30 protein-coding genes and 1 tRNA gene are annotated in these 25,975 nt (G+C 57.5%); 18 read left to right on the top strand and 13 right to left on the bottom strand.

The features are described from left to right. Positions 1 to 44: 44 nt before the first annotated feature. The 5 genes from SIB58_RS05510 to SIB58_RS05490 all read left to right on the top strand — a co-directional run bounded on the left by SIB58_RS05510 (position 45) and on the right by SIB58_RS05490 (position 1,778). A complete protein-coding gene (locus SIB58_RS05510; protein ID WP_066906518.1) occupies positions 45 to 296 on the top strand; it encodes a hypothetical protein in 252 nt (83 codons plus the stop codon). 24 nt (positions 297 to 320) lie between these two features. Then, complete coding sequence (gene msrA, locus SIB58_RS05505; RefSeq protein WP_066906520.1) at positions 321 to 1,043, top strand: peptide-methionine (S)-S-oxide reductase MsrA; 723 nt, start codon at positions 321 to 323, stop codon at positions 1,041 to 1,043. Continuing rightward, a complete protein-coding gene (locus SIB58_RS05500; protein WP_066906522.1) occupies positions 1,040 to 1,273 on the top strand; it encodes a hypothetical protein in 234 nt (77 codons plus the stop codon). Before msrA ends, SIB58_RS05500 begins: the two co-directional genes overlap by 4 nt. A 66-nt stretch (positions 1,274 to 1,339) precedes the next feature. Beyond that, positions 1,340 to 1,687: a hypothetical protein gene (locus tag SIB58_RS05495; protein WP_066906524.1), complete on the top strand. Its 348-nt coding sequence runs from the start codon at positions 1,340 to 1,342 to the stop codon at positions 1,685 to 1,687. 17 nt (positions 1,688 to 1,704) lie between these two features. Next, a tRNA-Pro gene (locus tag SIB58_RS05490) sits at positions 1,705 to 1,778 on the top strand. A 131-nt stretch (positions 1,779 to 1,909) separates the two neighbouring features. On the opposite strand, the gene SIB58_RS05485 is transcribed toward SIB58_RS05490, so the two are convergent. From SIB58_RS05485 to SIB58_RS05470, 4 genes are all read right to left on the bottom strand, one after another. Beyond that, complete coding sequence (locus SIB58_RS05485) at positions 1,910 to 2,488, bottom strand: Crp/Fnr family transcriptional regulator (RefSeq protein ID WP_066906642.1); 579 nt, start codon at positions 2,486 to 2,488, stop codon at positions 1,910 to 1,912. Positions 2,489 to 2,709: 221 nt separating this feature from the next. Further along, positions 2,710 to 3,690, bottom strand: coding sequence for a PstS family phosphate ABC transporter substrate-binding protein (locus tag SIB58_RS05480; protein ID WP_066906526.1), 981 nt, complete (start codon positions 3,688 to 3,690; stop codon positions 2,710 to 2,712). A 100-nt stretch (positions 3,691 to 3,790) separates the two neighbouring features. After that, positions 3,791 to 4,051: a hypothetical protein gene (locus SIB58_RS05475; RefSeq protein WP_066906528.1), complete on the bottom strand. Its 261-nt coding sequence runs from the start codon at positions 4,049 to 4,051 to the stop codon at positions 3,791 to 3,793. 70 nt (positions 4,052 to 4,121) lie between these two features. Beyond that, positions 4,122 to 4,997 carry a 3'-5' exonuclease gene (locus SIB58_RS05470; protein WP_066906530.1) on the bottom strand — a complete coding sequence of 292 codons (876 nt, stop codon included), beginning with the start codon at positions 4,995 to 4,997 and terminating at the stop codon, positions 4,122 to 4,124. An 84-nt stretch (positions 4,998 to 5,081) separates the two neighbouring features. Between SIB58_RS05470 and SIB58_RS05465 the strand changes: the two genes are divergently transcribed. Beyond that, positions 5,082 to 5,543, top strand: coding sequence for a peroxiredoxin (locus SIB58_RS05465; protein ID WP_067325716.1), 462 nt, complete (start codon positions 5,082 to 5,084; stop codon positions 5,541 to 5,543). Further along, positions 5,540 to 6,286 carry a DUF1350 family protein gene (locus tag SIB58_RS05460; protein ID WP_067325718.1) on the top strand — a complete coding sequence of 249 codons (747 nt, stop codon included), beginning with the start codon at positions 5,540 to 5,542 and terminating at the stop codon, positions 6,284 to 6,286. The genes SIB58_RS05465 and SIB58_RS05460 overlap by 4 nt, the downstream gene beginning before the upstream one ends. Here the strand turns inward: SIB58_RS05460 and SIB58_RS05455 are convergent. Then, positions 6,235 to 6,669, bottom strand: coding sequence for a VOC family protein (locus SIB58_RS05455; RefSeq protein WP_066906536.1), 435 nt, complete (start codon positions 6,667 to 6,669; stop codon positions 6,235 to 6,237). The two genes, SIB58_RS05460 and SIB58_RS05455, sit on opposite strands and share 52 nt — an antisense overlap. A gap of 133 nt (positions 6,670 to 6,802) precedes the next feature. Continuing rightward, the gene (acs, locus tag SIB58_RS05450; protein WP_067325779.1) at positions 6,803 to 8,776 is read right to left on the bottom strand and encodes an acetate--CoA ligase; all 1,974 of its coding nucleotides are present in this window, start codon (positions 8,774 to 8,776) and stop codon (positions 6,803 to 6,805) included. 331 nt (positions 8,777 to 9,107) lie between these two features. On the opposite strand from acs, the gene SIB58_RS05445 reads away from it, so the two are divergent. Next, complete coding sequence (locus SIB58_RS05445; RefSeq protein WP_156486575.1) at positions 9,108 to 9,425, top strand: hypothetical protein; 318 nt, start codon at positions 9,108 to 9,110, stop codon at positions 9,423 to 9,425. A 483-nt stretch (positions 9,426 to 9,908) separates the two neighbouring features. Further along, complete coding sequence (locus tag SIB58_RS05440; protein WP_231884127.1) at positions 9,909 to 10,679, top strand: HAD family hydrolase; 771 nt, start codon at positions 9,909 to 9,911, stop codon at positions 10,677 to 10,679. Here SIB58_RS05440 and sds read toward each other — a convergent pair. Genes sds through SIB58_RS05415 form a run of 5 tightly spaced genes read right to left on the bottom strand, consistent with a single transcriptional unit; the run spans position 10,663 to position 15,171 of the window. Next, positions 10,663 to 11,634 carry a solanesyl diphosphate synthase gene (sds, locus tag SIB58_RS05435; RefSeq protein ID WP_066906540.1) on the bottom strand — a complete coding sequence of 324 codons (972 nt, stop codon included), beginning with the start codon at positions 11,632 to 11,634 and terminating at the stop codon, positions 10,663 to 10,665. The two genes, SIB58_RS05440 and sds, sit on opposite strands and share 17 nt — an antisense overlap. A gap of 22 nt (positions 11,635 to 11,656) precedes the next feature. Next, a complete protein-coding gene (murI, locus tag SIB58_RS05430; RefSeq protein ID WP_066906542.1) occupies positions 11,657 to 12,463 on the bottom strand; it encodes a glutamate racemase in 807 nt (268 codons plus the stop codon). Then, the gene (locus SIB58_RS05425; protein ID WP_066906649.1) at positions 12,460 to 13,551 is read right to left on the bottom strand and encodes an N-acetylmuramoyl-L-alanine amidase; all 1,092 of its coding nucleotides are present in this window, start codon (positions 13,549 to 13,551) and stop codon (positions 12,460 to 12,462) included. Before SIB58_RS05425 ends, murI begins: the two co-directional genes overlap by 4 nt. A gap of 5 nt (positions 13,552 to 13,556) precedes the next feature. Continuing rightward, entirely contained in the window at positions 13,557 to 14,378 is an 822-nt protein-coding gene (locus SIB58_RS05420; protein WP_067325721.1) for a carbon-nitrogen hydrolase family protein, read from the bottom strand. Between the two features lie 52 nt (positions 14,379 to 14,430). Next, positions 14,431 to 15,171 (bottom strand): 2-phosphosulfolactate phosphatase family protein, encoded by a 741-nt coding sequence (locus tag SIB58_RS05415; RefSeq protein ID WP_067325780.1) that lies wholly within the window; start codon positions 15,169 to 15,171, stop codon positions 14,431 to 14,433. Between the two features lie 63 nt (positions 15,172 to 15,234). Between SIB58_RS05415 and SIB58_RS05410 the strand changes: the two genes are divergently transcribed. Then, on the top strand, positions 15,235 to 16,794 hold the full coding sequence (locus SIB58_RS05410) for a UbiD family decarboxylase (protein ID WP_066906545.1): 1,560 nt from the start codon (positions 15,235 to 15,237) through the stop codon (positions 16,792 to 16,794). On the opposite strand, the gene SIB58_RS05405 is transcribed toward SIB58_RS05410, so the two are convergent. Continuing rightward, positions 16,769 to 17,770 (bottom strand): extracellular solute-binding protein, encoded by a 1,002-nt coding sequence (locus SIB58_RS05405; RefSeq protein WP_066906546.1) that lies wholly within the window; start codon positions 17,768 to 17,770, stop codon positions 16,769 to 16,771. The genes SIB58_RS05410 and SIB58_RS05405 overlap by 26 nt on opposite strands. A 100-nt stretch (positions 17,771 to 17,870) precedes the next feature. On the opposite strand from SIB58_RS05405, the gene SIB58_RS05400 reads away from it, so the two are divergent. Both SIB58_RS05400 and SIB58_RS05395 read left to right on the top strand, forming a co-directional pair. After that, positions 17,871 to 18,530 carry a Fe2+-dependent dioxygenase gene (locus SIB58_RS05400; protein WP_066906548.1) on the top strand — a complete coding sequence of 220 codons (660 nt, stop codon included), beginning with the start codon at positions 17,871 to 17,873 and terminating at the stop codon, positions 18,528 to 18,530. 58 nt (positions 18,531 to 18,588) lie between these two features. After that, positions 18,589 to 18,825 (top strand): hypothetical protein, encoded by a 237-nt coding sequence (locus tag SIB58_RS05395; protein ID WP_066906654.1) that lies wholly within the window; start codon positions 18,589 to 18,591, stop codon positions 18,823 to 18,825. A gap of 123 nt (positions 18,826 to 18,948) precedes the next feature. Here the strand turns inward: SIB58_RS05395 and SIB58_RS05390 are convergent, their stop codons facing one another. After that, complete coding sequence (locus SIB58_RS05390) at positions 18,949 to 20,700, bottom strand: iron uptake porin (protein ID WP_067325723.1); 1,752 nt, start codon at positions 20,698 to 20,700, stop codon at positions 18,949 to 18,951. 423 nt (positions 20,701 to 21,123) lie between these two features. Between SIB58_RS05390 and SIB58_RS05385 the strand changes: the two genes are divergently transcribed. The 6 genes from SIB58_RS05385 (at position 21,124) to glmU (ending at position 25,966) form a co-directional block, all read left to right on the top strand. Beyond that, complete coding sequence (locus SIB58_RS05385; RefSeq protein ID WP_197461097.1) at positions 21,124 to 21,432, top strand: hypothetical protein; 309 nt, start codon at positions 21,124 to 21,126, stop codon at positions 21,430 to 21,432. Between the two features lie 405 nt (positions 21,433 to 21,837). Then, positions 21,838 to 23,157: a 3-phosphoshikimate 1-carboxyvinyltransferase gene (gene aroA / locus SIB58_RS05380; RefSeq protein WP_067325725.1), complete on the top strand. Its 1,320-nt coding sequence runs from the start codon at positions 21,838 to 21,840 to the stop codon at positions 23,155 to 23,157. After that, entirely contained in the window at positions 23,154 to 24,104 is a 951-nt protein-coding gene (locus tag SIB58_RS05375) for a tRNA (5-methylaminomethyl-2-thiouridine)(34)-methyltransferase MnmD (RefSeq protein WP_066906555.1), read from the top strand. Before aroA ends, SIB58_RS05375 begins: the two co-directional genes overlap by 4 nt. Then, positions 24,101 to 24,280 (top strand): hypothetical protein, encoded by a 180-nt coding sequence (locus SIB58_RS05370; protein ID WP_066906557.1) that lies wholly within the window; start codon positions 24,101 to 24,103, stop codon positions 24,278 to 24,280. Before SIB58_RS05375 ends, SIB58_RS05370 begins: the two co-directional genes overlap by 4 nt. Before the next feature lie 73 nt (positions 24,281 to 24,353). Then, positions 24,354 to 24,539: a hypothetical protein gene (locus tag SIB58_RS05365; RefSeq protein ID WP_066906656.1), complete on the top strand. Its 186-nt coding sequence runs from the start codon at positions 24,354 to 24,356 to the stop codon at positions 24,537 to 24,539. A gap of 74 nt (positions 24,540 to 24,613) precedes the next feature. Continuing rightward, positions 24,614 to 25,966 carry a bifunctional UDP-N-acetylglucosamine diphosphorylase/glucosamine-1-phosphate N-acetyltransferase GlmU gene (glmU, locus tag SIB58_RS05360; RefSeq protein ID WP_067325783.1) on the top strand — a complete coding sequence of 451 codons (1,353 nt, stop codon included), beginning with the start codon at positions 24,614 to 24,616 and terminating at the stop codon, positions 25,964 to 25,966. The last annotated feature ends 9 nt before the right edge of the window (positions 25,967 to 25,975 follow it).

The following is a 25,975-nucleotide window of genomic DNA, read 5'->3' as shown; positions in this document are numbered from 1 at the left end:
AAACCCTCCAGCCTCGGCTTAGCTGGAGTCTCTGCTGCCGAACCATGACGTCAGGTACCCCTTTCTCGGTCCGCTGCACCCTGACGTTCGGGGATATCTACGGACAGATTTTGGCTTGGATGGCCGTGATCTTTGTGAGCCTTGCCGCAGGACTGGCCCTCATGGGGTCTTCAAGACCTGTGTTTGCCCTGGTGGGAGTCGGTTTGATTCTTGTGCTCAGCGTTCCGTTTCTGCTGTTCGCCTTCGTCACCACACTGCTCAATCACATCCGCCTGGATCCGATGACATCTGCCTAAGGTTGCCAAACAGACAAGAATGTGATGCTGCCCAACTGGCTCACGGGTTCTCAGCAGGGACAATCAGACGGCAACAGCGATGAGCGTCACGTTGTTCTCGGAACGCCACTCAAGGCACCGCTGATGGAGGATCAGGAGGAAATTGTTTTCGGCTGCGGATGCTTCTGGGGCGCTGAAAAAGGGTTCTGGCGTCTACCGGGTGTTGTGTCCACGGCAGTTGGCTATGCCGGCGGCCAGACTCCAGCTCCCAGCTATGAGCAGGTCTGCAGTGGACGGACTGGACACACCGAAGTGGTCCGCGTGGTCTACAGCACCCCAGCCATCGATGTCAGCGATCTGCTCAAGCTGTTCTGGGAATGTCATGACCCCACACAGGGGGACCGTCAGGGCAATGACCAGGGCAGCCAGTATCGATCAGCGATCTACACCACCACCCCCAGGCAGATGCAACTGGCCCTGACCAGTCGTGACTGGTATCAACACGCCCTCACCCAGGCCGAACGGGACAGCATCACGACCGAAATCGCAGCTGACCGCACCTTCCATTTCGCCGAGAATTACCACCAGCAATATCTGGCACGTCCCGGCAGCAGGCCCTACTGCTCCGCCATGCCCACAGGGATCAGCCTCGGCGCCTTTGAAGCAGCCGACTACCGCTTGCCCAGTCAGGTCTGGAGCCATTACGACTGGAGCATCAGTCACTGCGTCCTGCGTGGTGACAACAGTCCGATCCAGCTGCAGACATGAACGAATCCCTTCCCGACAGGGTTGTGATCGCCGTCATTGCACTGACGGTTGTCCTGGTCTTAGCCGTGGCCTTCTCCCTGAAACCCCGGTCGGATCAAGAGAGTCCTTTTCTCTGGCGCGATCCATCCCCTGCCCCTCCTGCCCAGGTCATCTCGCCCCTGTCGAGGGGAACACTGGCGAGGGGATCTTTGGCGAAGGGTTCTTTGGCGAAGGGAACCATGGCGATCTGACCACTCCCCCCCATCTGGTTAAACCGACCTGGCAAGGTTGGGAGCGACTGGAACACCTTGCACGGCGTGCCCACCATTCCTGAGCAAAAGCCACCTCGACGTCTGCATCCACTGCCGAGCGGCCTGGTGGAGCTCTATGGCTTGATCGCAGTGCTGGTGGTGCTGATTCCGGAGTGGATCGCTGATGGAACCTTGAGTCTTGGAGACAACAAACGACGTTCCACCCTGCCGATCGCCTCCAGAGCCTGGAGAACGCTGCCGGAGCTGCAGCTGGCCTCGATGAATCTGTCATCGCTGCGTCAGCTGGGCAGACAACTGCGAATCTGGGGGTATTCAAGCGACAGCCGTGACAAACTCACCACAAGGCTGCTGACACGCATCAAGCGACACACGAAGAGCGGGAATGCCTTGTGATAGCTTGCATCTGCCGTCGGGGCGTGGCGCAGCTTGGTAGCGCACTACTTTGGGGTAGTAGGGGTCGTGGGTTCAAATCCCGCCGCTCCGATGTCAGAGTCCAATCCAAAACAAAGGCTCCTCAAACGAGGAGCCTTTTTTATTGAATGCTCTGTAATCCGCTCAAAGCAAACAACAACAACCCCGAATGAAGAGTCTAAAAATCACTCGCTCTGAACCAGTTTATTTGCAGGGCGAATGGGTGATCACGAGATGACGCTGACCGTCGATTTTGAGCCAACCCTCATCTCTGAGCAGACCGATGACCCTGGTCACGGTTACACGGGTGGTACTCAGGGCACTTGCCATCTCCTGATGAGTCAGGCGCAGATTGAGGCGCAATCCCTGCTCACAGGGCTGGCCATAATCCTGAGCAAGCAGCTCCAGAAAACCTCTAACGCGCTCCTCAACTCGACGTAGCCCAAGTAGAGAGAGCAGGTACTCCGACTGGCGATGACGAAGCACGACCGCTCCCAGCAGATCGTTGGCAAGATCCTGTGACTCACGCACCTCGACCATCGTCATGCAAAGAAGATCCGAGTCGGCGAGGGTGACGGCCTCATAGGCCTGGACCGTGCTCAATGGTTCGCCGAAGGTCTCGTTGGGACCTGCCAGGCCCAGCAGTAGCTCATCTCCATGCACAGAAACCGCCCCGAGCTTCACCATGCCACTAACAACAAGCCACAACCTGTTTTTGTGAAGTGGCACCACGTTTCCCGCGGCGAGGTGCAAGCGATTTCGATTTTGAAAACTGAAGTCCAGAAGGCAGTGCCTTGCTTTTGGTGTTCTTGATTCTGAAGGAGATTCGACAGCACCGACTGACGATTCCCTACCGACGAGTGTATGGAGCGCAACATCACACACCCTGACGAAGAGCCCGCAATCGAATCAATAAGGAGTGTTCAAAAGTATCGAAAGATCAGGGCAAAAATGACCAATCGACGGGTGTCAAAGCTGGCAATGATCGATCAGGAAGGCTGCGATTACTGACTAATCCGTTCAATCACTGGCCGCGACTTGCTGAGTATTTCAGTCTCAAGGGGAATCAAACCGAGCTCGGCAACCCGGGCCTGGGCCTGGCTACTCAGCATGAAGTCAAGAGCCGCTCTGACCGCCTGCGTGTTGTCGCCGTTTGCAGACCTGTAGGCCAGACCCCAGATCAGCGTGACGATCGGATAGGCACCCTGGGCCGAAGGGTTGGGGTTGCTGCCGGCAAGATTGAAATCCAGTTCGATGCCCTTGAGGGTCTGAGCGCTGGAGACCACACTGGGTCGCAGGAATTCTCCAGCTTTGTTCTGCAATGCAGCGGACCTCAGACTGCCGCTGAGATGGGACAGACCGAGATAGCCGATGGCTCCTCGCCTGTTTTCAATGGCAGCGGCAACACCGGAGTTTCCTTCTGCGGCGATCGCATTGGCTGCTGGCCAGCGAATCGATTGACCTGTCCCCAGCGACCATTGAGAGGAAAACGCCTGCATTGTGAGAGTGAAGGCCTCGGTGGTGCCAGAGGCATCCGATCGATGCACCCAGGTCAGAGCACCCGGCTTGCAGCCGAGCTGCTTCCAGTCGGTGATCCTGCCACTGGCCACCTGTACGGCCTGCTGTTGGGTCAGCTTCAGGTCGCAACCTGGCTGGTTGTATCCGAACGTGATGGCTTCTCCAGCGATGGGTATCTGAACCACACCACGCTTCACCTTGGCCAGGTCCCTGGGCTGCATCGGGGCATCGGAGACTGCGAAATCAACGGTCTGCCTGATCAGGGCCCATTGAGCCTCGGCTGAGCTGACGGGTCGAAAGCTGACCTCAGGACCGCCTGAACTGGTCATCTGGGCAAACCAGTTTCGATAGAGCCTGGCGGGGAGTGCGACGCCAACTGCGGTCAGAGACGAATCCGAGGAGGCGGAGACACCCGATGCCACAGCAAGCAGGGAGAACAGGATGAAAACCTGCCTGGCAAAGCTCATGGGTGGCCTGGAAGGAACCGACCTACCTCTAGCGGAGAGCAGGTCCAGGCAGCGTTCATCAGCGATGTTCGTGAGCGCTTGAGTGCGTTTAAACAGTGAATCAAGGCTTACGGGTGGACGCCCCTGAAGGCAATCGCGTCGAAGCCGAGTAACGCGTCAGCCATCGATTCACCCGCGACCGCTGACAGGACGGGACCTCCTCCAGCAAATACGAGAGCTCCAGTGCACCGAGTCGCTTGAGTTCGCGCACATCCACATGCCAGAGGCATTCCGCCTCGCGAATCAGGCGCGCCCAAGTCCGTACCTGCTGCCAGCGCTGCAGGCGAGAACGAATGGAAGGCGGATGCCTGGGAAGATCCATGACATCAGCCTGGCTGCCAGATCTCCAGCACGGTCAAACCCTCCGCGAGGTTTCGGACTGATGAAGCAAATCAGGACGCCAGGGGCAAGGGAGGGTCAACAGGCACAACGGGAAAGTCGAGATTGGAGGCCTCCCTCGCCGACAGGCGCCTGGCCCAGGCTCCTTTCACCGGCTCGTTCCAGCGGAAACCGGCATCCCGGGCGAGATGACGGTTGTCGTAAGACACCTGGGCTCGCATCAGCTGACGGGGCTCCAGGCCATGCTCGATCAACTGTTCAAGGTCTTCACATCGCCGGAAGACCTCAGCCAGGTAGATGCAATCGGTCAGAGCACGATGGGCAGCCCAGACAGGGATTTCATAGGCCAGGGCCAGATCACGCACCGAAGGCCTGGACCTGAGCTGGCGTTCCGGTGGCCAGCGCATGTCCTCCATGCTGCAGAGCCAGCGCTTGTCCGTCGCCGGCAGGTGACCTCGGCCGAACCACTGACGATCAAAGGCTGCGTTGTGCGCCACGAGCAGATCGGCGGCATCCAGCAACGTCTGGAGATAGCCGAGGGCAGGACGCCAGGGCTGAGGCAGGTTGGTGGCGGAGGCGGGAATGCGATTGATCGCTTCCGCGGCATTGGACTCCACCGGTAACAGAAATGATTGTTGAGCCAGCAGCTGACGGCTTGGCACGTCAAAGAGAATCACACCGACTTCCAGGCAGTGATCCAGCTGCGGATCCAGCCCAGTGGTCTCGGTGTCAACAATCAACAGGGTGCGTGCTGCAGCGTGACGTTCAGCTCCTGACTGCGGCGACGGACTGGTCAAAGGCCGCTCCAGCAATTGCGGCGGTGATTGCGACAAAGATTGAGGTGATGATTGCGGTGGCGAAGCCGGTGCCGGTTGGCCACCGCTCAACGACAGCAGATCGAGCTGACCCGGTACCGATGGGTTCTCCATGCGCTTGCCTCCCTCCTGGATCGAACCATTCTCCGTCCTCCATCCGCGCTTCCTAAGGTTTCGCTACTAATTCGTTCCCTCGTCATGGCCCTCACCGTGGGTGACAGCGTTCCGTCCATCAACCTGGAGGACCACGAAGGCAACAACTGCGCGATCGGTGAGCGCAACGGCACACCCCTGGTGCTGTTCTTCTACCCCAAGGACGAAACCCCAGGTTGCACCGCGGAAGCCTGCGGTTTCCGTGATTCCCATCAGGAACTTCAACAGCTCGGTGCTCAGGTCTGGGGTGTCAGCGGTGACGATCTGGTCAGCCATCGCCGCTTCGCCGAACGTCATCAGCTTCCGTTTCCGCTTCTGAGTGACAGTGATCAACGTCTGCGCAGAGCCTTCGGCGTCCCCAAGACTTTCGGTTTGCTGCCGTCGCGCGTCACGTACGTGATTGACGGCCAGGGTGTGATCCGGCACGTGTTCAACAACTTGCTCGATGGCCCCGCCCATGTCCGCGAGGCGATGCAGGTGCTTCGTTCGCTGCAACCCAGCCAATGAGCAGCTGGGTTCGCTTCCGTGACTGCTGGACCCTGTATCCGCGCCAGCCAAGGGGCCTGGTGGAATTTGTCGGTGGCAGTTATCTGGCGGCCACCCCTCAGATCAGCTACCGACGCCTGCTCGAAGGACTTGCTGCCCGCGGAGTTGCTGTGCATGCCTGGAGCTATGTGCCTGGTTTCGACCACCAACTCCAGGCACGTGAGGCCTGGAGTGCCATGCGCGCCTGTCGGACCCGAATGCAAGACCGCCTGGGACAGCTTTCACCACCTCTGCGTCTCGGTCACAGCCTGGGTTGCAAACTGCATCTGCTGGCTCCCGATGGAGGGCGTAACTGCAGCGGCCTTGTGGCGCTCAGCTTCAACAACTTCACCGCAGATCAGTCGATTCCCCTGCTCGGCGTGGTTGCTCCAAGCCTGGGGGTGAACACCGAATTCAGTCCGAGCCCCAAGGAAACCCTGAGGCTGATCAAGCGTCAGTACCTGCAACCCCGTAATCAGGTGGTGCGATTTAACAGGGATCAGATCGACCAGAGCCTCGACCTGATCACCGCTCTGCAGTGTCGCCAGGGAGACCGCAGCGAGCTGCTCAAGTTGCCTGGAGATCACCTCACACCCGCCAGTGCCGGCCTGCGCAGACAGTTCCTGGGCGACTGGGCGGAAGGCAGCGACCGGCAGCAGCAGGTGAACCGGCTTCAGGACCTGATCACCTCCTGGGCGCTGAGTGGCACGGTCTCCTCCGGGTAGATCACTGAACTGGCCTTGGGTTCTCCCCATATTTCATCTTCAGTGAGCTCCGTTTCGATCAGCTCAATCGGAACACCTTCCTCTTCGATGATGGCCACCCTGAAGCCGCTGAACGGTTCATAGGGCCCGAGAAGCAACCGCTCATCAGCCACTGCGGCCTCCAGATCATCCACCTGAAATGCCACATGTGGGGTGGACTGAATCAGTGGGTGCAGACAGCTCCCGGATTCAAAACGATGAAACTGAATCCGGAATCCTCCGGGATCTTCGCCACCGGATGTGTACATCCGAAATGTGGAGCTGTAGTGCTCACCAGGGCGTTGCTCAGACGTGGGAACGCCCATGTGGTGGTAGCGGTAGCTGACGTTGGGCTTGCGTTTCATCACTGTTGAACCCGTCTGAATTCATCATGTGCTTCGACCTGGTGAGGGACTGGTGAAAGTCAGGAGAGTTTTCAGGCCTATCAGCGACGCCCACCATCGATCGATCGCCACGCCCCGCACCTAAACGGCGGAATCAGGCGCGCAGCTTGTCCAGCACTGAGCGATCCTCAAGCGTGCTGGTGTCTCCTGTGACTTCCTGACCAGCAGCGAGGGCACGAAGGATCCGGCGCATGATCTTGCCGCTGCGGGTCTTGGGCAGTGCATCGCTGCAGCGAATCTCATCGGGCCTCGCAATCGGGCCGATCTCCTTGCCGACATGGGCCCGCAGTTCTGTGATCAGGGCATCCTCCGGTTCACGTCCCGCCTCAAGGGTGACGAAGGCAACAATGCCCTCACCCTTGAGATCATCTGGACGACCGACAACAGCTGCCTCAGCCACGGAGGGATGACTGACCAGAGCAGATTCGATCTCCATGGTGCCGAGGCGGTGACCGGAGACGTTGATTACGTCATCCACCCGCCCCATCACCCAGAAGTAGCCATCCGCATCACGACGGGCGCCATCGCCGGCGAAATAGATGTGACTGCCGTCAGCCGGACGGATGTGCTCCCAGTAGCTCTCACGGAAACGCTGAGGATTGCCGTGCACCGTGCGCATCATCCCGGGCCAGGGACGTCGCACCACGAGGTAACCACCTTCATCGGCTCCAACCGAGTTGCCGTCCGCATCGACCACGTCGGCTTCAATACCCGGCAACGGCAGTGTGGCTGAACCGGGCTTCGTGGGGGTCGCACCCGGGAGAGGACTGATCATCACGCCACCGGTTTCAGTCTGCCACCAGGTATCGATGATCGGGCAACGACCGGAGCCGATCACATCCCTGTACCACATCCAAGCCTCGGGATTGATCGGTTCTCCCACGGTTCCAAGCAGACGCAGGCTGCTCATGTCGTACTGATCAGGCACCTCACGCCCGTTTTTCATGAACGCGCGGATTGCCGTGGGAGCGGTGTAAAAGATCGTGATGCCGTGTTTTTGAATCAACTCCCAGAACGCCCCGGGCTTGGAGGGACGCGGCGCTCCCTCATACATCACCGTGGTGGCACCGTTGGAAAGCGGGCCGTAAACGATGTAACTGTGACCGGTGATCCAGCCCACATCCGCTGTGCACCAGTAGACATCATCGTCGCGAATGTCGAAGATCCATTGGAATGTGAGGTGTGCCCAGAGGTTGTATCCCGCCGTGCTGTGCACGACCCCTTTGGGTTTGCCGGTGGAACCGGAGGTATACAAGACGAAAAGACGGTCTTCACTGGCCATCGGTTCCGCGGTGCAGTCTGCGCTCTGCCCGTCGACCAGCTCATGCCACCACTGATCACGACCATCGACCATCTCCACAGACTGCTTGGTGCGTTGCACCACCAGCACGGACTGCACGGTTGGACAGCTGCCATCGGCAAGAGCCGCATCAACAGCAGGCTTCAGCGACACAGGCTTGTCCTTGCGGAAACCACCATCAGCGGTGATCACCGCCTTGGCTTCGCCGTCGATCAGACGATCACGCAGAGCTTCGGCTGAAAAACCACCGAACACCACGGAATGAGGCGCACCGATGCGAGCGCAGGCAAGCATGGCGATCGCCGCCTCAGGCACCATCGGCATGTACAGAGCAACGAGGTCACCCTTACCGATGCCCATCGCTTTGAGGGCATTGGCGGCTTTGCAGACCTCGGCATGCAGTTCTCGGTAGGTGAACCGTCGCACGTCACCGGGCTCTCCCTCCCAGATCAGTGCCGTTTTGTTGGCCTTCTCGCTCTGGAGATGCCGATCCAGGCAGTTGTGGGAGATGTTGGTGGTGCCACCCTCGAACCAACGCGCGAACGGGGGCTCCGACCAGTCGAGAACGGTTTCGAAAGGCGTGAACCAGGAGAGTTGTTTGCGTGCTGCATCTCCCCAGAACGCTTCGGGATCCTGACGCGCTGCATCAGCCATCGCCCTGTAGGCCTCCATGCCTCCGATGCGAGCAGATCGGGAGAAGTCGAGAGACGGCTCGAAAATGCGCTGCTCATCAAGCACGCTTTCAATGGTGGATTTCTCGCTCGTCATCGGGGGTTTCCCTGTTGCGCCTAGGGCAAAAGATAGTTGCCACGGCGCATTCAGACAGAACCTTGGATCAAACCGTTTCGAAGGCAGATTGCGATCTCCTGTGATGACAGCTGGAAAGTCCGTAACAATCCGGTCAAGATCCGCCACAGGCAGTGGGGATCAGCTTTAGCCCTGCCCCACACTCAGCAGATCTTTCAGCGGTGGAATGGTGGATAGGTAGGCCTGGCTGCGGCTGCTCCGACTCAAATACAAGCAGTCGGCAGGGCGAACCTGAGCGGTGTACTGAGGCCATTTGCACGGTCAGGGGCATGAAACCGAACCTTTCAGGGCGGTGACCCTGTCTTCAAAGCGGCAACGCCTGGGCATAGACCGAAAAAGTCTCATCCGGGCACCGACAATGACAACCTTTTCTGACTTCATTGACAACGTGCCTGCGACTGAAGCCATCGACTTCTATGACAGAGAGACACAAATTCTGATGGAAGAACTTGGTGATATCGATTTTTATCGACGTAGAGAACTTTCCATGCTGGCAGCACGCAGAAAGCGAAAGTTGATTCTTGATGTGCACTGGTTAAACCTCTGCCTGGCGGCGAAAGACATAGGACATTCACCAACCGGCACCTGGAAGCGATGCCCACCTGAGTGATGATGCTGAAAATTCTGCAGGCCTGAACTGTTGCTGATGGCCGTGGACCTGGCGGGCATTCAGCAAGGCAAGCAACAAACCGATCTCAGCCCAGTGGAAGCAAAAGACGCACTGAAACGACTTTGACAGGAACACCTTGCCCAGGCCGTGCTGATCAGGAAATGACGGTTGATTGATGGACTGCTTGATTCCGCGACACGCTCTCGATTCTTGATGTCTTGCTGATCAACAGTTTTTCTTGTAGGTGTGCAGGCTCTGGGTGTGTTGAACAGACGGATCATTGCAACAGACAGACGTTGTCAGAAGGCCGATGGGGACGCTTCGGATCAGGGAGGGGGCCCTTGAATGAGGAAATCAAAGGATCAATGCCATGCATAGGCAGGTCGGAAGAAGCTTGGATCACACTGCTGCTAACCCCCGAACGCCCTCATCCCCTTGATGGAGGTCCTTGGTCAGTGGGCATCAACCCAAGCCCCGATCAGAATGGTTGAGGTTCAAGCAGCAGCCTGTCTGGACTGGATGCCCACATCAGACCCGTTTCCGCTGAGTCATCAGCTCACCACCCAACCCAAGGCCTGCCTGTTCGATCTGGACGGCCTTTTGCTGGACACCGAGCCCCTTCATGCGCGCGCCTGGCAACAGGCAGCACAACAGTTCGGAACAGATCTTGCAACGGATCAGCTGATCAAACTGCAAGGGCGCCGGCGGCTCGAGAATGCCAGGCTCGTTTGCACCTGGATCGATCCATCGATCACACCGGAACAACTGCTCGCCGTCAGGCAGCCGATCGCAGAACAGCTTCTGCCTGAAGCCAAAGCGATGGAGGGTGCGGAATCGCTGGTGCGAACAGCCAGCCGCCTTGGCATTCCGATGGCTCTTGTGACCAGCAGTGACCGGGAATCAGTACAACGCAAGATCGGCAATCACCCCTGGGTGAATCGCCTGCAGCTGATGATCTGCGGCGATGAACCAGGGCTGATAGCCGGCAAACCAGCTCCGCATCCTTTCCTGATGGGAGCGGAACGACTGAAGGTCAGACCTCAAGACTGCTGGGCCTTTGAAGATTCCAAGGCGGGATGCGAATCAGCATTGGCTGCTGGTTGCCTGGTTTGGCGCCTGATCAGAAAGACAGAAGATGTTCATCAGACGGCTTCCGGAGCGCAAGCTTTGATGGATGATGAGCGCCTGTTTGCGATCAACCAGCTCAGCGAAGCTCAGAGTTGGCTTGAAGCGTTGGTCAGTAAAGACGACTGAGCACGAAATCGGGGAGTTCCAACAAGGCTGTGCGATAGGGAGAATCGGGAAGCCAGGTGAGAGCTTCCCGTGACTCCTGGGCAAAGGTCTCAGCCAGTTGACGGGTACGGGCAATCGCATCCGACTGACGCACCATGCCCAGCGCCTCATCGAGATCTCCCTCGTTGCTGAATTCGCGTTCGATCAGAACACCCATGGCTGGATTCCTTTCCAGGGCATACAAAGCAGGTGCGGTGAGATAACCACTGGACAGATCGCTGGCGGCAGGCTTACCAAGCTGCTGATCACTGGCCGTGAAATCAAGAATGTCGTCCACCACCTGGAAGGCCAGACCCAGCTGACGTCCGTAGCGGTAGAGAGATTCCAGCTGAGGCTCGGTGCAGCCGCTGAGAACCCCTGCTGCACGGGCACTGTTGGCAACCAGAGAAGCCGTCTTGCAGTAACTCTTTTCCAGGTAGGTCTCGAAGGTTTGCCCTGTGTCGTATCGGTACAGACCCTGCTTCACCTCACCGTCAGCGAGATCCATGATCACGCGGCTGAGCAGTTTCACCACATCGAGGTTGTCGAGGTTGGCAAGGTGCCAACTGGCCTGAGCAAACAGGAAATCACCTGCCAGAACAGCCACACGGTGATTGAATCGACTGTGAACGGTTTCAACTCCCCGCCGGGTTGCCGCTTCATCCACGACATCGTCGTGAACCAGTGAAGCGGTATGGATCATCTCGGTGATCTCAGCCAGCCGGCGGTGACGGGAGGTGAGACCGCCATCACTGTCAAGTGCTCTTGAGATCAACAACACAATGCCAGGCCGCAGGCGCTTGCCACCTGCACTGAACAGATGCTCTGCAGCGGCCTGAAGAATTGGATGACCCGCTCCGATCAGATTGCGGAGATCGCTGAGCAGAATCTCCAGATCCGCCTCAACTGGCTCCAGCAAATCGGTGACGGTGGTCATGAATCCTCTCAGTGCGCAGATCCTAGAAGGCTCCGACCTGTCTCTGCAGTTGCACCAGCTCAACCCGTGGCCGTTGCCCCAGCCAGGGCGTGGCACGGTCAGCAAATCCCTCGGCGTCAGCCGTCACACAGATACGGGTTGCCCCCATGGCTAGGGGCTGATCCAGTCCTCCAGGCACTGGCTTTCCCAGCAAGGCATCGAGCTGACTGGCCACAGCCATGGCCGGATCAATCAGCCGAATGGATTGCGGCAACAGGTTGTTGAGCAGCGGCACCAGCAAGGGATAGTGCGTACAGCCGAGCACCACCGACTCCACTGAAGCCTCCATCAGGGGTTGCAGATAGCGGGTTGCGGCATCGCGCAGGGAGTCGGAACGCAGATCTCCCGTTTCAATCAAGGGAACGAACTCAGGACAGGCCTGCTGCACCACCAGCGTCCCAGGATGCAAAGCCTCGATGCTTTCGCGATAGGCCCCCGATGCGACGGTTGCGGGTGTTGCCAGCACCCCGACCCGGGTTTCCCGAACCATCGCCGCAGCTGCACCGATGAGGCCGACCACAGGCACACCTGCTTGACCTTCGGCGACGTCCCTGGCCAGGGCATTGGTGGTGTTGCAGGCCATGACCACAGTTGAGATCTGATGCTGGCTCAGCCAACTCACCACTTCTGAGGCAATCGTCCGGATTTCAGCCGCTGAACGACTGCCATAGGGAACCCTGGCCGTATCGCCGAGATAAATCACCTGAAGGGATCCGTGGCGTTCCAGAACCCGACGCAGAACCGTGAGTCCCCCCAGGCCGCTGTCAAACATGCCGAGGCGGATGGTCATCGCAACCCCTGCAGATACTCAAGGATGCCGGTGGCAATGGCCAGAGAGAGCCGACGGCGATGTGATGCGGTGGCCAGCCTTGGAGAATCGAGACTGCCCGTGACAAACCCTGTTTCCACCAACACCGAAGGCATGGTGGTGCGGCGAATCACGAAGAAGCGTCCGCGACGGACGCCGCGATTGGGACTTCCGGGAGACACATTCAGCACCTGCTGCTGAATGTGAGCGGCCAGCCGTGCGGAGCGGGGATCGGAGAAATAAAAGGTTTCAATGCCGTTCACTTCCGGACGGGACATGCTGATTGCATTGGCATGGATGCTCACAAACGCTGTTGCACCCAGTCGGTTGGCAAGTGAGACCCTCGGCGGCAGATCAACATCCACTTCTGCCGTACGGGTCAGGGTGACCTGAACACCCTTGGCCTCAAGCAAGCGAGCCACCTGAAGAGAAATATCGAGAACGATTTCCGATTCGCGAATCCCTCTGATCCCCACCGCGCCGGGGTCAGGCCCACCATGACCTGGATCGATAACAACTCTGTAACGGCCGCGAGGAACAGTCGGGAGCCCTGCTGCATTGACAGGCGTCCGCGTGGGCTTGATGCGAACGCCACCCCAGCGACCGGAACTTGCCCGATTGAGATCGCCTTCCCCGATGGTGCGGAGACCTCTGGTGGCCAGCCCCTCGAACATCAACTTCCAGCGATCCGGCGAGGTACCGATCAGTCGCAACTGACCAGGGTCGAGTTCAACGCCTGGATTGAACTCGATGACCAGACGCGTGGCACCCGGGTTGGGCTTTCCCAGTCGAACCTCGCGGACGGGACCGGAGCCTCGAAGCTTGCGGGCGCGGCTCAGCTCACCGGGGAAGTCGATCCAGACCCTTGGCCCACGACCGGCTTCCCCGGCTTCAAAGAAGGCATCGAGGCGCGCACCTGTGGCCGTGCGCAATTGAAGAACCCCATCACTACCCAGAGACCAGGCAGCAAGGGCACTGGCGGCCCGAGCGGGCAACGCCATCAGCAAGCCCGCGCTCTGCAGGGCGAGGGCAACCAGCAGGGCACTGAAACGACGAGGTGGCCGAGGCATCAGCTTCAGAACAGTGCGGTTCTGCGGTGCTTGAGGCAAGGCATCTGCGTGCGGATGCGCTCGAGATGATCCAGGTCAATCGGAGCGACGGCGGCACCAGGGCTCACCCCGGCATCGGCCAGCACGGTTCCCCATGGGTCAATCACCATGGAATGCCCATGGTTCTGACGTCGTCCTGCGTAGACACCAGTCTGTGCAGGGGCAAGCACGTAGGAGGTGTTTTCGATCGCACGCGCCTGAAGCAGCACCTGCCAGTGGTCTTTCCCCGTGAAGGCGGTGAAAGCGGCGGGAATCATCAACAATTCAGCTCCTGCTCCGATCAGATCTCGGTAGAGCTCAGGGAAGCGCACGTCGTAGCAGATGGACAGCCCTACCCGACAGAGTCCAGGCACATCCACAACGGGCGGAGGCGTCATCCCAGGGCTGAAAGAGGCTGACTCTCGATAGGAACTGCCGTCTGCCAGGTCGACATCGAACAGATGGAGTTTGTCATAACTGGCAAGGATCTGACCATCTCGACCCACCAGCTGAGCGCGTTGATAGCTGTGTTCACCGTCACCGACGGGGGCAGGGAAACCGCCGCCCATGATCACCACCTGATAGCGACGCGCCATGGTGACCAGGAAACTGGAGGCCTGTTCTGCGAGGTCGGACGCCAGTTCCAGACGTCTTGAATCCTCCCCGAGAAAGGCAAAGTTCTCAGGAAGGCCGATCAACTCGGCTCCCCTGCGTGCAGCAAGGTCGATCTGTTCCTCGGCAGCAGTGAAATTGCTCTGCGGGTCGGAACTGCTGGTGAGTTGCACGGCCGCCGCCAGGAAATCACGCACAGAGGTCAGGGTTCAGTCGATGAAATGGTATGGCTGACGAGAGCTCCGCGCTTCAGACAGGAACGGCTCGTAAAACACCGGGTTCGACCTGGGTCGGAACGACCTCAATCTGATCCAGTGCAGCGCAACAGCTGAAATCGGCATCGTGGTTGCCGATCCCGATCAGCCTCTGACCATGCGAAGCGGTGCGTAGGCAGGACTCAGGGTCATGCTTCCACTGATTCCAGAGGGACAGTGCCGCCTGAAGTTCATCATTCGCTACCGAAGCTCCTGCCGACACAAGCAGCTCTCCGATCGCACCAGCAGCCAGCGAATCCTCCAGGGAATAGCTGCCTTCCCAACCACTGCCAAGAATGAGGATCCGCTGGTGTTTCCCTGCCAGCAGCCTTTCTGCGACAGCGCGTCGGTTGGGCAGAGCCGCCGTGACAACACAAGCGACATCGCGAACCCGCTGCAGTGCACGGGTGCCGTTGGTGGTGCTCATCAGCAATCGCTTGCCATGCACCAGCTCAGGGGTCACCGCCACAGGGGAATTGCCAAGGTCAAAGCCCTCGAGCATGCAACCACCACGCTCCCCCAACAGCAGTCGAGCAGATTCAGGCCATTGCTTCGCCTCAGCGCGCAAGGCATCGAGATCAGCGAACGCCTGAACCGCCTCGGCACCGTTGTGCAGCGCCCAGGCAATCGTGGTCGTGGCACGCAAAACATCGATCACGACCGCTGCGTCAGGACCATCAGCGGAACCGACCGTGTCGGGAACATCCGCGGCCGCATGAAAATAGGAAACCTGCATGGCCACACTCACCGTCAGCGTGCGTCACAGTACCGAGATCACCCTCGCTGAGGTGGCTTCCAGATGGCTCTGTTCCGCTCCGGTCCCGGCACCAGGGATCTGCGCGCCTTCATTCAATTGCTGGAGGAGCGGGGTCAACTGAAGCGGATCACGGCACCGGTCGATCCGGATCTCGAGTTGGCGGCCATCGCTGATCGCGTCCTGGCCAGCGGAGGACCGGGGTTGTTGTTCGAGAACGTGATCGGATCCTCCATGCCGGTCGCCGTCAACCTGCTCGGCACCGTGGAGCGCGTTGTCTGGAGCATGGGCCTTGATCATCCAGAGCAACTGGAGGAGCTGGGCGAGCGCCTGGCGTTGCTCCAGCAGCCACGCCCACCCAAGGGATTAGGCGAAACCAAGAAATTTGCCCGGGTGTTCTGGGACCTGGTGAAAGCAAGACCGGACCGGGATCTGTTGCCGCCCTGCCGTCAGCAGGTTTTTGAAGGCGATGAGGTCAACCTCCATAACATCCCTCTGATCCGTCCCTGGCCAGGCGACGCAGGCGGCGTGATCACGCTCGGACTGGTGATCACGAAAGACCCCGAAACTGGGGTCCCCAACGTGGGGGTTTATCGGCTTCAGAAACAGTCGGTCAACACCATGACCGTGCACTGGCTCAGCGTCCGCGGCGGTGCTCGTCATCTGCGCAAGGCGTCTGCTCTCGGACAGAAGCTGGAGATCGCCATCGCCATCGGTGTCCATCCACTGCTGGTGATGGCCGCAGCCACGCCAATTCCAGTGCAATTAAGCGAATGGTTATTCGCAGGGATTTATGCCGGGGAAGGCGTCAGGCTCGCTCCCTGCAAAACAGTTGACCTTCAGGTTCCGAGTCACAGTGAAGTGGTGCTGGAGGGCACGATCACACCAGGTGAAGTGATGCCGGATGGCCCCTTTGGTGACCACATGGGGTTTTACGGCGGTGTTGAGGACTCACCGCTGGTGCGGTTCCACTGCATGACGCAACGCAAGGATCCGGTTTTTCTGACCACCTTCAGCGGACGGCCTCCCAAGGAAGAAGCGATGCTTGCCATCGCACTGAACAGGATCTACACACCGATCCTGCGCCAGCAGATCCCCGAAATCAAAGATTTCTTCCTGCCGATGGAAGCGCTGAGCTACAAACTCGCGGTGATCTCGATCGACAAGGCCTACCCAGGTCAAGCGAAGCGGGCCGCGATGGCCTTCTGGAGCGCCTTGCCACAGTTCACCTACACCAAGTTCGTGGTGGTGGTCGACAGTCACATCAACGTGCGCGATCCTCGCCAGGTGGTCTGGGCCATCGCTGCTCAGGTGGATCCGCAAAGGGATCTGTTCACCCTGGAGAACACGCCATTCGACAGCCTGGACTTCGCCAGTGAGCAACTTGGCCTTGGCGGCAGACTGGCAATCGACGCCACAACAAAAGTTGGCCCTGAGAAAAACCATCCCTGGGGCAAACCGCTCAGCAGACCAGACGATCTCGAACAGCACGTCACCGACCGTCTGGACGAACTGGGTTTAAGCGACATCAGCAACAGGGAGCCGAACCCCGAATTGTTCGGCTACCTGCTGGATCAACTCATTGCCAACCGGCCTGGGCCATGAGCTGAATGGCCTTGGGATTCAATGCACTCAGCTGAGCGATTGACACATTATCTGGTGTGAACTTTGTCATCCCTTTGAGATAGGTTGAGCCACCAACACCAGTAAGTGGGAACTCGAAGGTGGGACCCGCAATACCTCTGCTTCCGTTAGGAGAAGCCAAGAACTCAATGAGCTTGACAGCAGCTGATTTGTTTTTGGCGTATTTAGAAACCGCTGCAGCACTGATATTCACGTGCGCAGGATTCGGCATCACAATTTTCACCTGATTACCGAGCTTCTGATCCTTCGCCCCATTAATCCCTGCACGCATGCGGGCTAAATAGTAATGATTGACCACGCCCACACCACACTTACCCTGGGCAACCGCACGAATCAAGGCGATATCACCAGGGAAGTAAGGCTGTGAAACATTGGAAACCAATCCCTTTAGCCAAGCCTTGGTTTTTGCCTCGCCACGGATCGCGAGCTGATCAGCAACCAAAGACTGGTTGTAGACATTTTTACGATTACGCAGACAGACTTTGCCTTTGAGTTCAGGAGAAGCCAACTGCGCATAAGTTTTAACCTGCGAAGGCTTAACCTGATTAGGATTAATCACGATGGCACGAACACGTCGTGAAATTCCGAACCAACGATTGCCTGGATCCCGATAACGTGCTGGGACTTCGGAATTCAGCTTGGCCGAGTTGATCGGCTGAAACAATCCTGCTTTTGCTGCATTATTAATTCTGGCTGCGTCAACAAGAATGATCACATCAGCCTTGGTATTGCTTCCTTCGCGCTTGAGGCGCTCAACCAGGGAGATCCCGGAAGCTTCGATCAGTCGAACCTTGATACCGGTTTTATCGGAAAAAGCCTTGTAACTCTGTCGGTCGGTATTGTAATGACGACCGGAGTAAACACGAACTTCTTCAGCCTGCGCAGCAGCCGTCAGAAAAGACAGGGATGCAAGCAAGGGAAAGGCAAGCAGCTTCATAAAACACAAGAACCCACCTGAGGTTGTCTGCGAAAAACCAAAACGTCGCATTCAGTCGATACAGCTTATTTAAACATTTTACACAAATATACTGTGCTCAATGAACCACATCAAGCTCCAGCTTTTCAATCCCCAGCAGTGCCAGGCAATGCTGGACAACATCAAGAACGGTGAATGGATTGACGGCAGGACAACGGCTGGAACACAAGCCAGAGACGGGAAAATCAATGAACAGATCGTTCACACATCCGCGCTTAGAGCCGAGATTCAAAATTTTGTACAACAGGCAATGTGGGCACATCCAGCAATCAAAAGCTTCTGCGTGCCGCGAAAACTGCACCGGTTTTTGATCAGCCGAACAAGAACCGGAGGTGGATATGACAGCCATGTTGACAACGCCTACATGAGCAGCGGCAGAAGCGACCTTTCCTTCACGCTCTGCTTGTCTGACCAGCATTCGTTCACTGGCGGTTCACTGGAAGTTGACACGCTGACGGACTCCCTGGAACTTGCACTTCAGCAGGGAGAGATCGTGATCTATCCCAGCTCCACCATGCATCGCGTCAACACAGTCACCAGCGGAGAACGCGTTGTTTGCGTGGGTTGGATCGAAAGCTATCTGAAGAACGAAACAGATCGCGTGACCTTATTCCAACTGGATACGGGAGCCAGGGGATTACTTGCCAAACACGGTCGCAGCGAAGAACTCGACCTGGTGTTTTTGGCGTATACAAATTTACTGCGATCACTGGGCACCTGATCAACGCAGTTGAAACGACTTAGTATTTAAAGAGCCTATATCAATGGTGATTACTGGAATGAAGAGGTCAACTCTTTCCATCTTTCTCGCCGGTGCAGCTGCACTGAGCAGCCAGGTTGCAGTTCCAGCTGCACTTGCTGACACCAACCCCATGGGTGGTGGATTGCAGGAGTGGAGCACTGATCAGGACATCGACGCCGAAGCCAAGAAGGATGCCGATGCCAAAAAAGCAGCAGAGAAAGCTGCAGAAGAGGATATTTGCGTGCCGATTGGTGAGGGCGAAAACTGCTGGTAACCAATTCAGCCAGTCAGGATCAATGCGGAAGGAGGCCTGAAAGCCTCCTTTTTTTATTGGACTAAATCACAAAAAAAAAGCTCCCTCAAAGAGGGAGCCTGGAGAAACATCAACCGATCTGAATCAGAAACGGAAGGTGGTCTTTACGAGGTAACCGAAGGTGTTGAACTGCTCTGCATCCACGCCACCGGTCCGAGGGCCGCTGCCGGTGAGTTCGCCGAAGGGACGAGAGACGTAGAAGATGGCGGGAGTCACAGCGATGTTGTCGGTGACTTGGAACTGGTAGTACAGCTCCATGGCGTAGTTGCCGTCATCGGGAGTGCCGTTCTCACGTTCGGTCTCGAACTGAGGCTGGCCGATGGCGAAACCAAGCAGGTTGCCCTTGAGGAATGCATCCTTCCAGTTCAGACCAACGGTCCAACCCTGGGCAGCTTGCTTTCTCTTGTTGCGGCCGTCGAAAGTGGTGCCTTTAACCTTGATCGCACCATCATCATTTTCGTGGTTGAAGGACGTGTAGTCCCAACCAAGGGTGATGGAAGGAACCCAGCTTGCCTCGGAAGGCTGCCACCAGGCGCGCAGAGCAAACGCATTGGCGTCACTGAAACCGCGGGATGCGGACTCGTCGTCACCACCTTGAACTTTGGTGGTTGAACCCAGAGGTGTGCCGTAGCCGACGGTCATGCCGCGCTGGATGTAGGCATAACCAGCGTTGATGTTCCACTGAGGTCCGCCGTAACCAACCTGTGCAAGGAACTTGCCTCTGGAGCAATCAGCGCCGATACCACCGCCATTTTTGCAAGTGACCGGGTTATCGGCAACAGGGTTGCCATTAGCTCCGCTCTTGGCGGTGTAGTTCAAAGCAACAGTGAACTTGGGATCGTAAGGATCGTTCTGGCTGTTGGGCTTCCAGACGATACCTGCACCAGGGGAAGTGCTGGCGCCATAAACGCCGTAGTAGCCACCCAGCTTGAAGTCCTTGAGAATCTCGCGATACACGGTGGCGGGAGCGCCAAGCATGTAGTAGTTCTCAATCTTGGCACCCAGATAAACCTGGAAGTCGGCACCCAGAGGGAACTGGTACCAGAGCTTGTCGACCTTCAGGGCATCCTTGGTTGACTTGGCAACGGTGAGCTGAGTGATGTTGCCGGTGTAACCCTTACCAGAGAAGGCGTTGTCGTTGAAGTTACCGGCACGCAGGCGGGTATACAGCAGATCCTTACCGGTGAAACTGGTGTTCAGATTCAGGGTGGCGCGGTAATTGAAGGTGAAAGCGTCCTGACCGAGGTACTTACCCTTGTTCTTAAAGTACTTGGCATCACCGTCGGCGGTGGTGCCGATTTGGTAAGTAGGAACGGTGAGATCGTGACCTTCACCGCCGTAGCTGACGCCGCCCATGACGAAATCAACTTTACCTTTCAGCTTTGTGGTGGTGGAGAACTGGGTTGCTTCCAGTTCGCCAACACGAGCTTCCAGACCGTCAACACGGCCCTTGACGATGGCGAGTTCCTTTTCGAACTCCTTCATCAGGCGCTTGAGCTCGTCGGTCACTTCGGTGACGCGGTCGAGACAGGCATTCAGAAGTGCGGCCGCCTCAAAGCGGGTCATGGCGCGGTTGCCGCGGTAGGTGCCGTTGGGATATCCGGCGACACAGCCGTAGCGCTCAATCAGGTTGCTGAGAGCCTGATAGGCCCAGTCGGTCGGGTAGACGTCAGAGAACTGGGTGATGCTGGTGACCTGATCCACAGCAACCGCATCCTGAGACACGGGGGCGTAGTCGGAAACACCAGCAACATTGACTTCAGTTGCACCGGCAGCAACTGGAGCCAGCAGGCCCAGGGCAGCAGGAGCAACCAGCAGTTGCTTAAACAGTTTCATTGATCCTCACACCAATAAAAGAGGAAGAGGCATTTGCCTCGCACCGTATTAAAACGCACAGACAGCAACTTCGCTACCTGAAAAGCAGTCGAAGACACACCGAACAGAGCTCCGAATGGCACAAATGTCCGCCAAGGAGATAGTTCAAACAACACCATGCCAGCTCCAGAGACTCCGAAAAGCTGAGCTTCTCCAGGACCAATCGAGGCCGCCAAGGCACGCTGCCAGTCCAGAGCAGAAAAGGCCTAAAGCCCAGACCCCTTGTCATCACTGGATTTAACCAAAGAAAAATCGAACTCGACACCATCGAAAGCCGGGACCGTCCTGCGATGGATGAAACAATCCCAGACCTACCAAGCCGCTGGCTGAACCCAGAAGACACAACAGGACCGCCAAACCACAAACCGACCACCCTTGTGACGGATGCAACCTTCGCTTGCAAAGCAGCGTGACAGAACTGAAATACCAAGAGACATCGCCGGCGCATTGCGCAGACCCAAAACAATCCGCGTCAACTCCAACCAACGACCAGGATTCATTGATCACCCTGGAACGCATCAGAACTTCGCCCGGGCCTCCAAAACCATCCATAAATTATTCAAAGCAAATGCGAAATTATGGACGTTGCGCACGAGCTCCATCGGCAACAACTCATCAAGGCCTATAACAACGCTGTTAAAAGAAAAGACTGGCAAGCGGCCAAGAATTATCGCGACGAACTTAATATTCTGATTGCCAGAAGAGTTGCATTGTCTTGAATTAAAATTAAGTGCAAGCGCATTGACGAATCACAACCAGGACTACAGTTCGTGAATTCTTTCGGTGAGAAACTTTTTGCCAACTAGGGATTGAATAATAAAAATTTGAAATTGCCCTCATCCGAATAGTTGTCAGACATTTAAATTCAATCTATGGTCTGAAATACCGCACTTCCGCTGGTCAACGGTCAGACCGTTCTTTCGCCTGATAGACAAAAATGATTTTCAAAGGTCTTCTTTCAAAGCATTAATCGCCTACACATCTTGGAGAAGACATGAAGCCCATCACTGAGAATCTATGGTTTGATTCAACAGCGAGATACGAATAGGTGCAGGAGCATTCGACTCATAGAATCCGACCACCAAGCGATGAGAGAACGTGCCGGGAACCCCAGGAGATCCCCGTCAACTGAGATCCGGCGGAAGTCTCAATGGTCACGTGAGGGTTCCCGGAGATAAATCGATCTCTCACAGGGCCTTGCTCTTCGGAGCGATTGCCGAAGGCAGAACCACGATTGAAGGGCTGCTTCCTGCAGAGGATCCGATCAGCACGGCAGCCTGCCTGCGCGCGATGGGAGCTGAGATCAGTCCTGTTGCCGACGGCGACATCATCACCGTTGAAGGAGTGGGTCTGGATGGTTTGCAAGAGCCCAGTGAAGTGCTCGACTGCGGAAATTCCGGCACAACCATGCGTCTGATGCTCGGATTACTGGCCGGACGGGATGGTCGGCATTTTGTGCTGAGCGGGGATGATTCCCTCAAGCGAAGACCGATGCAAAGAGTTGGACTTCCGCTCTCGATGATGGGTGCCGAGGTTCGCGGCCGCGGTCAGGGCAACTTCGCCCCCCTGGCTGTGCAGGGACGCAAGCTGCGCGGGGCCGTTGTCGGCACACCTGTCGCCAGTGCACAGGTCAAATCTGCCTTGCTGCTTGCTGCGCTGACTGCGGATGGAACCAGCACGGTGATTGAACCTGCCCACTCCCGTGATCACAGCGAACGAATGCTGAAGGCCTTTGGTGCCGATCTGGATGTAGGCGGCGAAATGGGACGCCACATCACCATTCGCCCCGGTGCTCGCCTGCAAGGTCAGCATGTGGTAGTTCCCGGCGACATCAGCTCAGCGGCGTTCTGGCTGATCGCTGGTGCGCTGGTTCCCGGAGCCGATCTCACTGTTGAAAATGTGGGACTGAATCCAACCCGCACCGGAGTGCTGGAGGTTCTGGAGCAGATGGAAGCCCGGATCGAAGTACTCAACCAGCGAGATGTGGCCGGAGAACCGGTGGGGGATCTGCGTGTCACGCACGGATCACTCAAACCCTTCCGCTTTGGAGAGGAGATCATGCCGCGGCTGGTGGATGAAGTCCCGATCCTGAGCGTGGCTGCATGCTTCTGCGAGGGCGAAAGCCGGATTACAGGAGCGGCTGAACTGAGGGTGAAAGAGACTGATCGTTTGGCGGTGATGGCACGCCAGCTCACAGCCATGGGCGCAGACATCGAGGAGCATCCCGACGGTCTGACCATCAGAGGAGGCAGACCACTCAAAGGTGCGCAACTCGACAGCGAGACCGACCATCGTGTGGCCATGAGCCTGGCGGTGGCGGCCTTGATGGCCAAGGGCGATTCAACACTGGTGCGAAGTGAAGCCGCAGCCGTGAGTTACCCCACCTTCTGGGCTGATCTCGAACGACTGCAGCGTTGAACCTGAACCATCCGCTCGGGCAACTCAGGGCGATCGAAACGGCTGACGGAAGCCTGAGTCTTCACAGCGATCACTTTGATGAGGCCTTTCACAGCTCCGCAGGAGCCCTGGATGAAGCGGAAGCGAAATTTGTTCGACCAGCCGAGCTGGGGAGGTTTTCGCAGTCAAGCGAACTGAAACTGCTCGATGTCTGCTTCGGACTGGGATACAACAGCGCCGCCGTGATGCGTTCGCTACCCCAAACCAGTGCACCCAGGCTTCGGTGGTGGGGGCTGGAGCTGGATCAGCGGCCTCTCGAATGGGCCTTGAATCACCCACCGTTTTGTGACCTTTGGCCCGGTGCTGTACTGCAGCGACTTGCAGGGCTGCAACAGAGCGGTCGCTGGCATGACTGTGGAGGCCAGGGAACGATGCTCTGGGGTGATGCTCGTCAAAACCTGAAGGCCCTACCAAGCAACAGCCAGCTTGACCTGATCCTCCTGGATGCCTTTTCTCCAGGGTGTTGCCCACAACTCTGGAGCGAGGAATTCCTCGGGGCCCTGGCCAGCCGCCTGGCACCGGGAGGACGCCTGCTCACCTACTGCAGAGCTGCTGCGGTGAGAAGCAGCCTTCGGCGAGCGGGCCTGACACTTCGCTCACTGCTGCCGACAGACGGCCAGCGGCGCGAATGGAGCTCCGGCACACTGGCCGTAAAACCGCTCATCACAACTCCATTCGCAGCTGAGGGGCCCGGCTGGACCTCACTGAGTGCCATGGAAGAGGAGCATCTCAACACGAGAGCTTCAGTGCCCTATCGAGATCCCAAGGGTGTAGATGAGGCCAGAATCATCCAGCAAAGGCGAAAGCACGAACAGCAGTCCTGTGATCTTGAGAGCACCAGTTCGTGGCAACGCCGCTGGTTGATCGATCAATCTCCCAGGCATGGTTCAGATATCACCTGGGCGTGATCCTGAAGCGCATCACAGGACTGGAATATCCAGACGGCAGCGACATCAAAAACGGGTTGTGCAGGCTGGATCAAAATGATCTGATCAAACTGTTTTCGCTGCCCACATCAACCTTCGCCCGTATGAAAAACAAGGCCTATGCGGGGATGTTGTTGGTCTTTTCTGTTGATTCATGATGGTGAGTTCAAGACATCGTCGACTTCGGGCCCGCGAAGGTGCAGGCTGAATGCAGTGATGTGCATCTATGCCATGACTTTCACCCTGTCCGGCTTCGATGCCTGGACATTTCAGATCGTCTTTTACGGCAGTCTTCTGGTTCTTGAAGCCCTGCATGACGACGAGCGCCTCAGCACAGTGCTCCAACCAATGGATTGCACCCGCCAACGCGCCCATGCCTTGATCCGTCAGCCCAGTTGCACCCTGGTCGGCCGTTGAAAAAACAACTGAGCTCTCTGCTGGGCTGAACCGGCCGGATCCCGGTAGATTCCGCCCGATCCGCATTGCTATTCATGCTCGCCGTCGCTGTTCTGGCCGCAGGCAAAGGCACCCGCATGAAAAGTGCATTGCCGAAGGTGTTGCAGCCTCTTGCAGGAGCCACTCTGGTGGAAAGGGTTCTTACCAGTGCCGGCAATCTGCAGCCTGAGCGCCGGATCCTGATTGTTGGCCATCAGGCCGGTCGTGTTGAACAGCAGTTGAGTCCTATCAGCGGGCTCGAGTTTGTGCTGCAGGATCCTCAGAACGGCACGGGCCATGCCGTGCAACAGCTCATTACGCCATTGCAGGACTTTGAAGGTGAGCTGCTGGTTTTGAACGGCGACGTTCCGCTGCTGCGCGCGGAAACCATCGATCAGTTGGTGGCAACCCACCGCAGCAGTGGTGCCGATGTGACGCTGCTGACGGCACGACTGGATGATCCCACTGGCTATGGCCGTGTTTTTGCGACTGCTGATGGCATTGTCAGCGCAATCGTTGAGCATCGCGACTGCAGTGAAGAACAACGCTGCAACAACCTCACCAATGCGGGCATCTACTGCTTCAACTGGCGCAAGCTCGCAGCAGTGCTCCCAACGCTGAGCACTGACAACGATCAAGGAGAGTTGTACCTCACCGACACCGTTGGCATGCTCGATCGAGCCATGCACCTGGAAGTGCAGGATTCCGACGAAGTAAACGGCATCAACAACCGCCGCCAGCTGGCTCAATGCGAGGCCCTGTTGCAGCAGCGCCTCAAGGAGCACTGGATGGACGAGGGCGTCACCTTCATCGATCCTGACAGCTGCAGCCTGAGTGAAACCTGCCAGTTCGGACGCGATGTGGTGATCGAAGCTCAGACACACCTGCGTGGAACCTGCCAGATCGGCGACAACTGTCGACTAGGACCCGGCAGCCTTCTGGAGAATGCGGTTCTTGGTGATGGTGTCACCGTGCTCCATTCGGTGATCAACACGGCTGAGGTGGGACGCAACACAACCGTGGGGCCGTTTGCCCACCTGCGTCCGGCGGCAGCAATCGGCGATGACTGCAAGATCGGCAATTTCGTGGAGGTTAAAAAGAGCACCATTGCCAGCGGCAGCAAGGTGAATCACCTCAGCTACATCGGCGATGCCGAGCTGGGAACCAATGTGAATGTTGGAGCTGGCACGATCACGGCCAATTACGACGGCGTCAACAAACACCGCACCGTGATCGGTGACAACAGCAAAACAGGTGCCAATTCAGTGCTGGTCGCACCGATCACCCTGGGCAAGAGTGTCACGGTGGCCGCAGGTTCAACACTCACCAAGAACGTCGCTGATAGCGCTCTCGCCATTGGACGCGCCAAACAGATGATCAAAGAGAACTGGTCTGCAGCCAAGCCCTAGAGCCAAAAT

This window comes from Synechococcus sp. MIT S9504 (assembly GCF_047497135.1).
Taxonomy (GTDB): domain Bacteria; phylum Cyanobacteriota; class Cyanobacteriia; order PCC-6307; family Cyanobiaceae; genus Synechococcus_C.
Note: the sequence above shows the minus strand (reverse complement) of the source record. Positions and strands in the feature narration are given on the sequence as shown.

Excerpts from the sequence above, each read along its gene's own strand:
- SIB58_RS05510 (WP_066906518.1), top strand. The coding sequence starts at position 45 with ATGACGTCAGGTACCCCTTTCTCGGTCCGCTGCACCCTGACGTTCGGG.
- msrA (WP_066906520.1), top strand. The coding sequence starts at position 321 with ATGCTGCCCAACTGGCTCACGGGTTCTCAGCAGGGACAATCAGACGGC.
- SIB58_RS05500 (WP_066906522.1), top strand. The coding sequence starts at position 1,040 with ATGAACGAATCCCTTCCCGACAGGGTTGTGATCGCCGTCATTGCACTG.
- SIB58_RS05480 (WP_066906526.1), bottom strand. The coding sequence starts at position 3,690 with ATGAGCTTTGCCAGGCAGGTTTTCATCCTGTTCTCCCTGCTTGCTGTG.
- SIB58_RS05475 (WP_066906528.1), bottom strand. The coding sequence starts at position 4,051 with ATGGATCTTCCCAGGCATCCGCCTTCCATTCGTTCTCGCCTGCAGCGC.
- SIB58_RS05470 (WP_066906530.1), bottom strand. The coding sequence starts at position 4,997 with ATGGAGAACCCATCGGTACCGGGTCAGCTCGATCTGCTGTCGTTGAGC.
- SIB58_RS05465 (WP_067325716.1), top strand. The coding sequence starts at position 5,082 with ATGGCCCTCACCGTGGGTGACAGCGTTCCGTCCATCAACCTGGAGGAC.
- SIB58_RS05460 (WP_067325718.1), top strand. The coding sequence starts at position 5,540 with ATGAGCAGCTGGGTTCGCTTCCGTGACTGCTGGACCCTGTATCCGCGC.
- SIB58_RS05455 (WP_066906536.1), bottom strand. The coding sequence starts at position 6,669 with ATGAAACGCAAGCCCAACGTCAGCTACCGCTACCACCACATGGGCGTT.
- acs (WP_067325779.1), bottom strand. The coding sequence starts at position 8,776 with ATGACGAGCGAGAAATCCACCATTGAAAGCGTGCTTGATGAGCAGCGC.
- SIB58_RS05440 (WP_231884127.1), top strand. The coding sequence starts at position 9,909 with ATGGTTGAGGTTCAAGCAGCAGCCTGTCTGGACTGGATGCCCACATCA.
- sds (WP_066906540.1), bottom strand. The coding sequence starts at position 11,634 with ATGACCACCGTCACCGATTTGCTGGAGCCAGTTGAGGCGGATCTGGAG.
- murI (WP_066906542.1), bottom strand. The coding sequence starts at position 12,463 with ATGACCATCCGCCTCGGCATGTTTGACAGCGGCCTGGGGGGACTCACG.
- SIB58_RS05425 (WP_066906649.1), bottom strand. The coding sequence starts at position 13,551 with ATGCCTCGGCCACCTCGTCGTTTCAGTGCCCTGCTGGTTGCCCTCGCC.
- SIB58_RS05415 (WP_067325780.1), bottom strand. The coding sequence starts at position 15,171 with ATGCAGGTTTCCTATTTTCATGCGGCCGCGGATGTTCCCGACACGGTC.
- SIB58_RS05410 (WP_066906545.1), top strand. The coding sequence starts at position 15,235 with ATGGCTCTGTTCCGCTCCGGTCCCGGCACCAGGGATCTGCGCGCCTTC.
- SIB58_RS05405 (WP_066906546.1), bottom strand. The coding sequence starts at position 17,770 with ATGAAGCTGCTTGCCTTTCCCTTGCTTGCATCCCTGTCTTTTCTGACG.
- SIB58_RS05400 (WP_066906548.1), top strand. The coding sequence starts at position 17,871 with ATGAACCACATCAAGCTCCAGCTTTTCAATCCCCAGCAGTGCCAGGCA.
- SIB58_RS05395 (WP_066906654.1), top strand. The coding sequence starts at position 18,589 with ATGAAGAGGTCAACTCTTTCCATCTTTCTCGCCGGTGCAGCTGCACTG.
- SIB58_RS05390 (WP_067325723.1), bottom strand. The coding sequence starts at position 20,700 with ATGAAACTGTTTAAGCAACTGCTGGTTGCTCCTGCTGCCCTGGGCCTG.
- SIB58_RS05385 (WP_197461097.1), top strand. The coding sequence starts at position 21,124 with ATGCAACCTTCGCTTGCAAAGCAGCGTGACAGAACTGAAATACCAAGA.
- SIB58_RS05365 (WP_066906656.1), top strand. The coding sequence starts at position 24,354 with ATGACTTTCACCCTGTCCGGCTTCGATGCCTGGACATTTCAGATCGTC.
- glmU (WP_067325783.1), top strand. The coding sequence starts at position 24,614 with ATGCTCGCCGTCGCTGTTCTGGCCGCAGGCAAAGGCACCCGCATGAAA.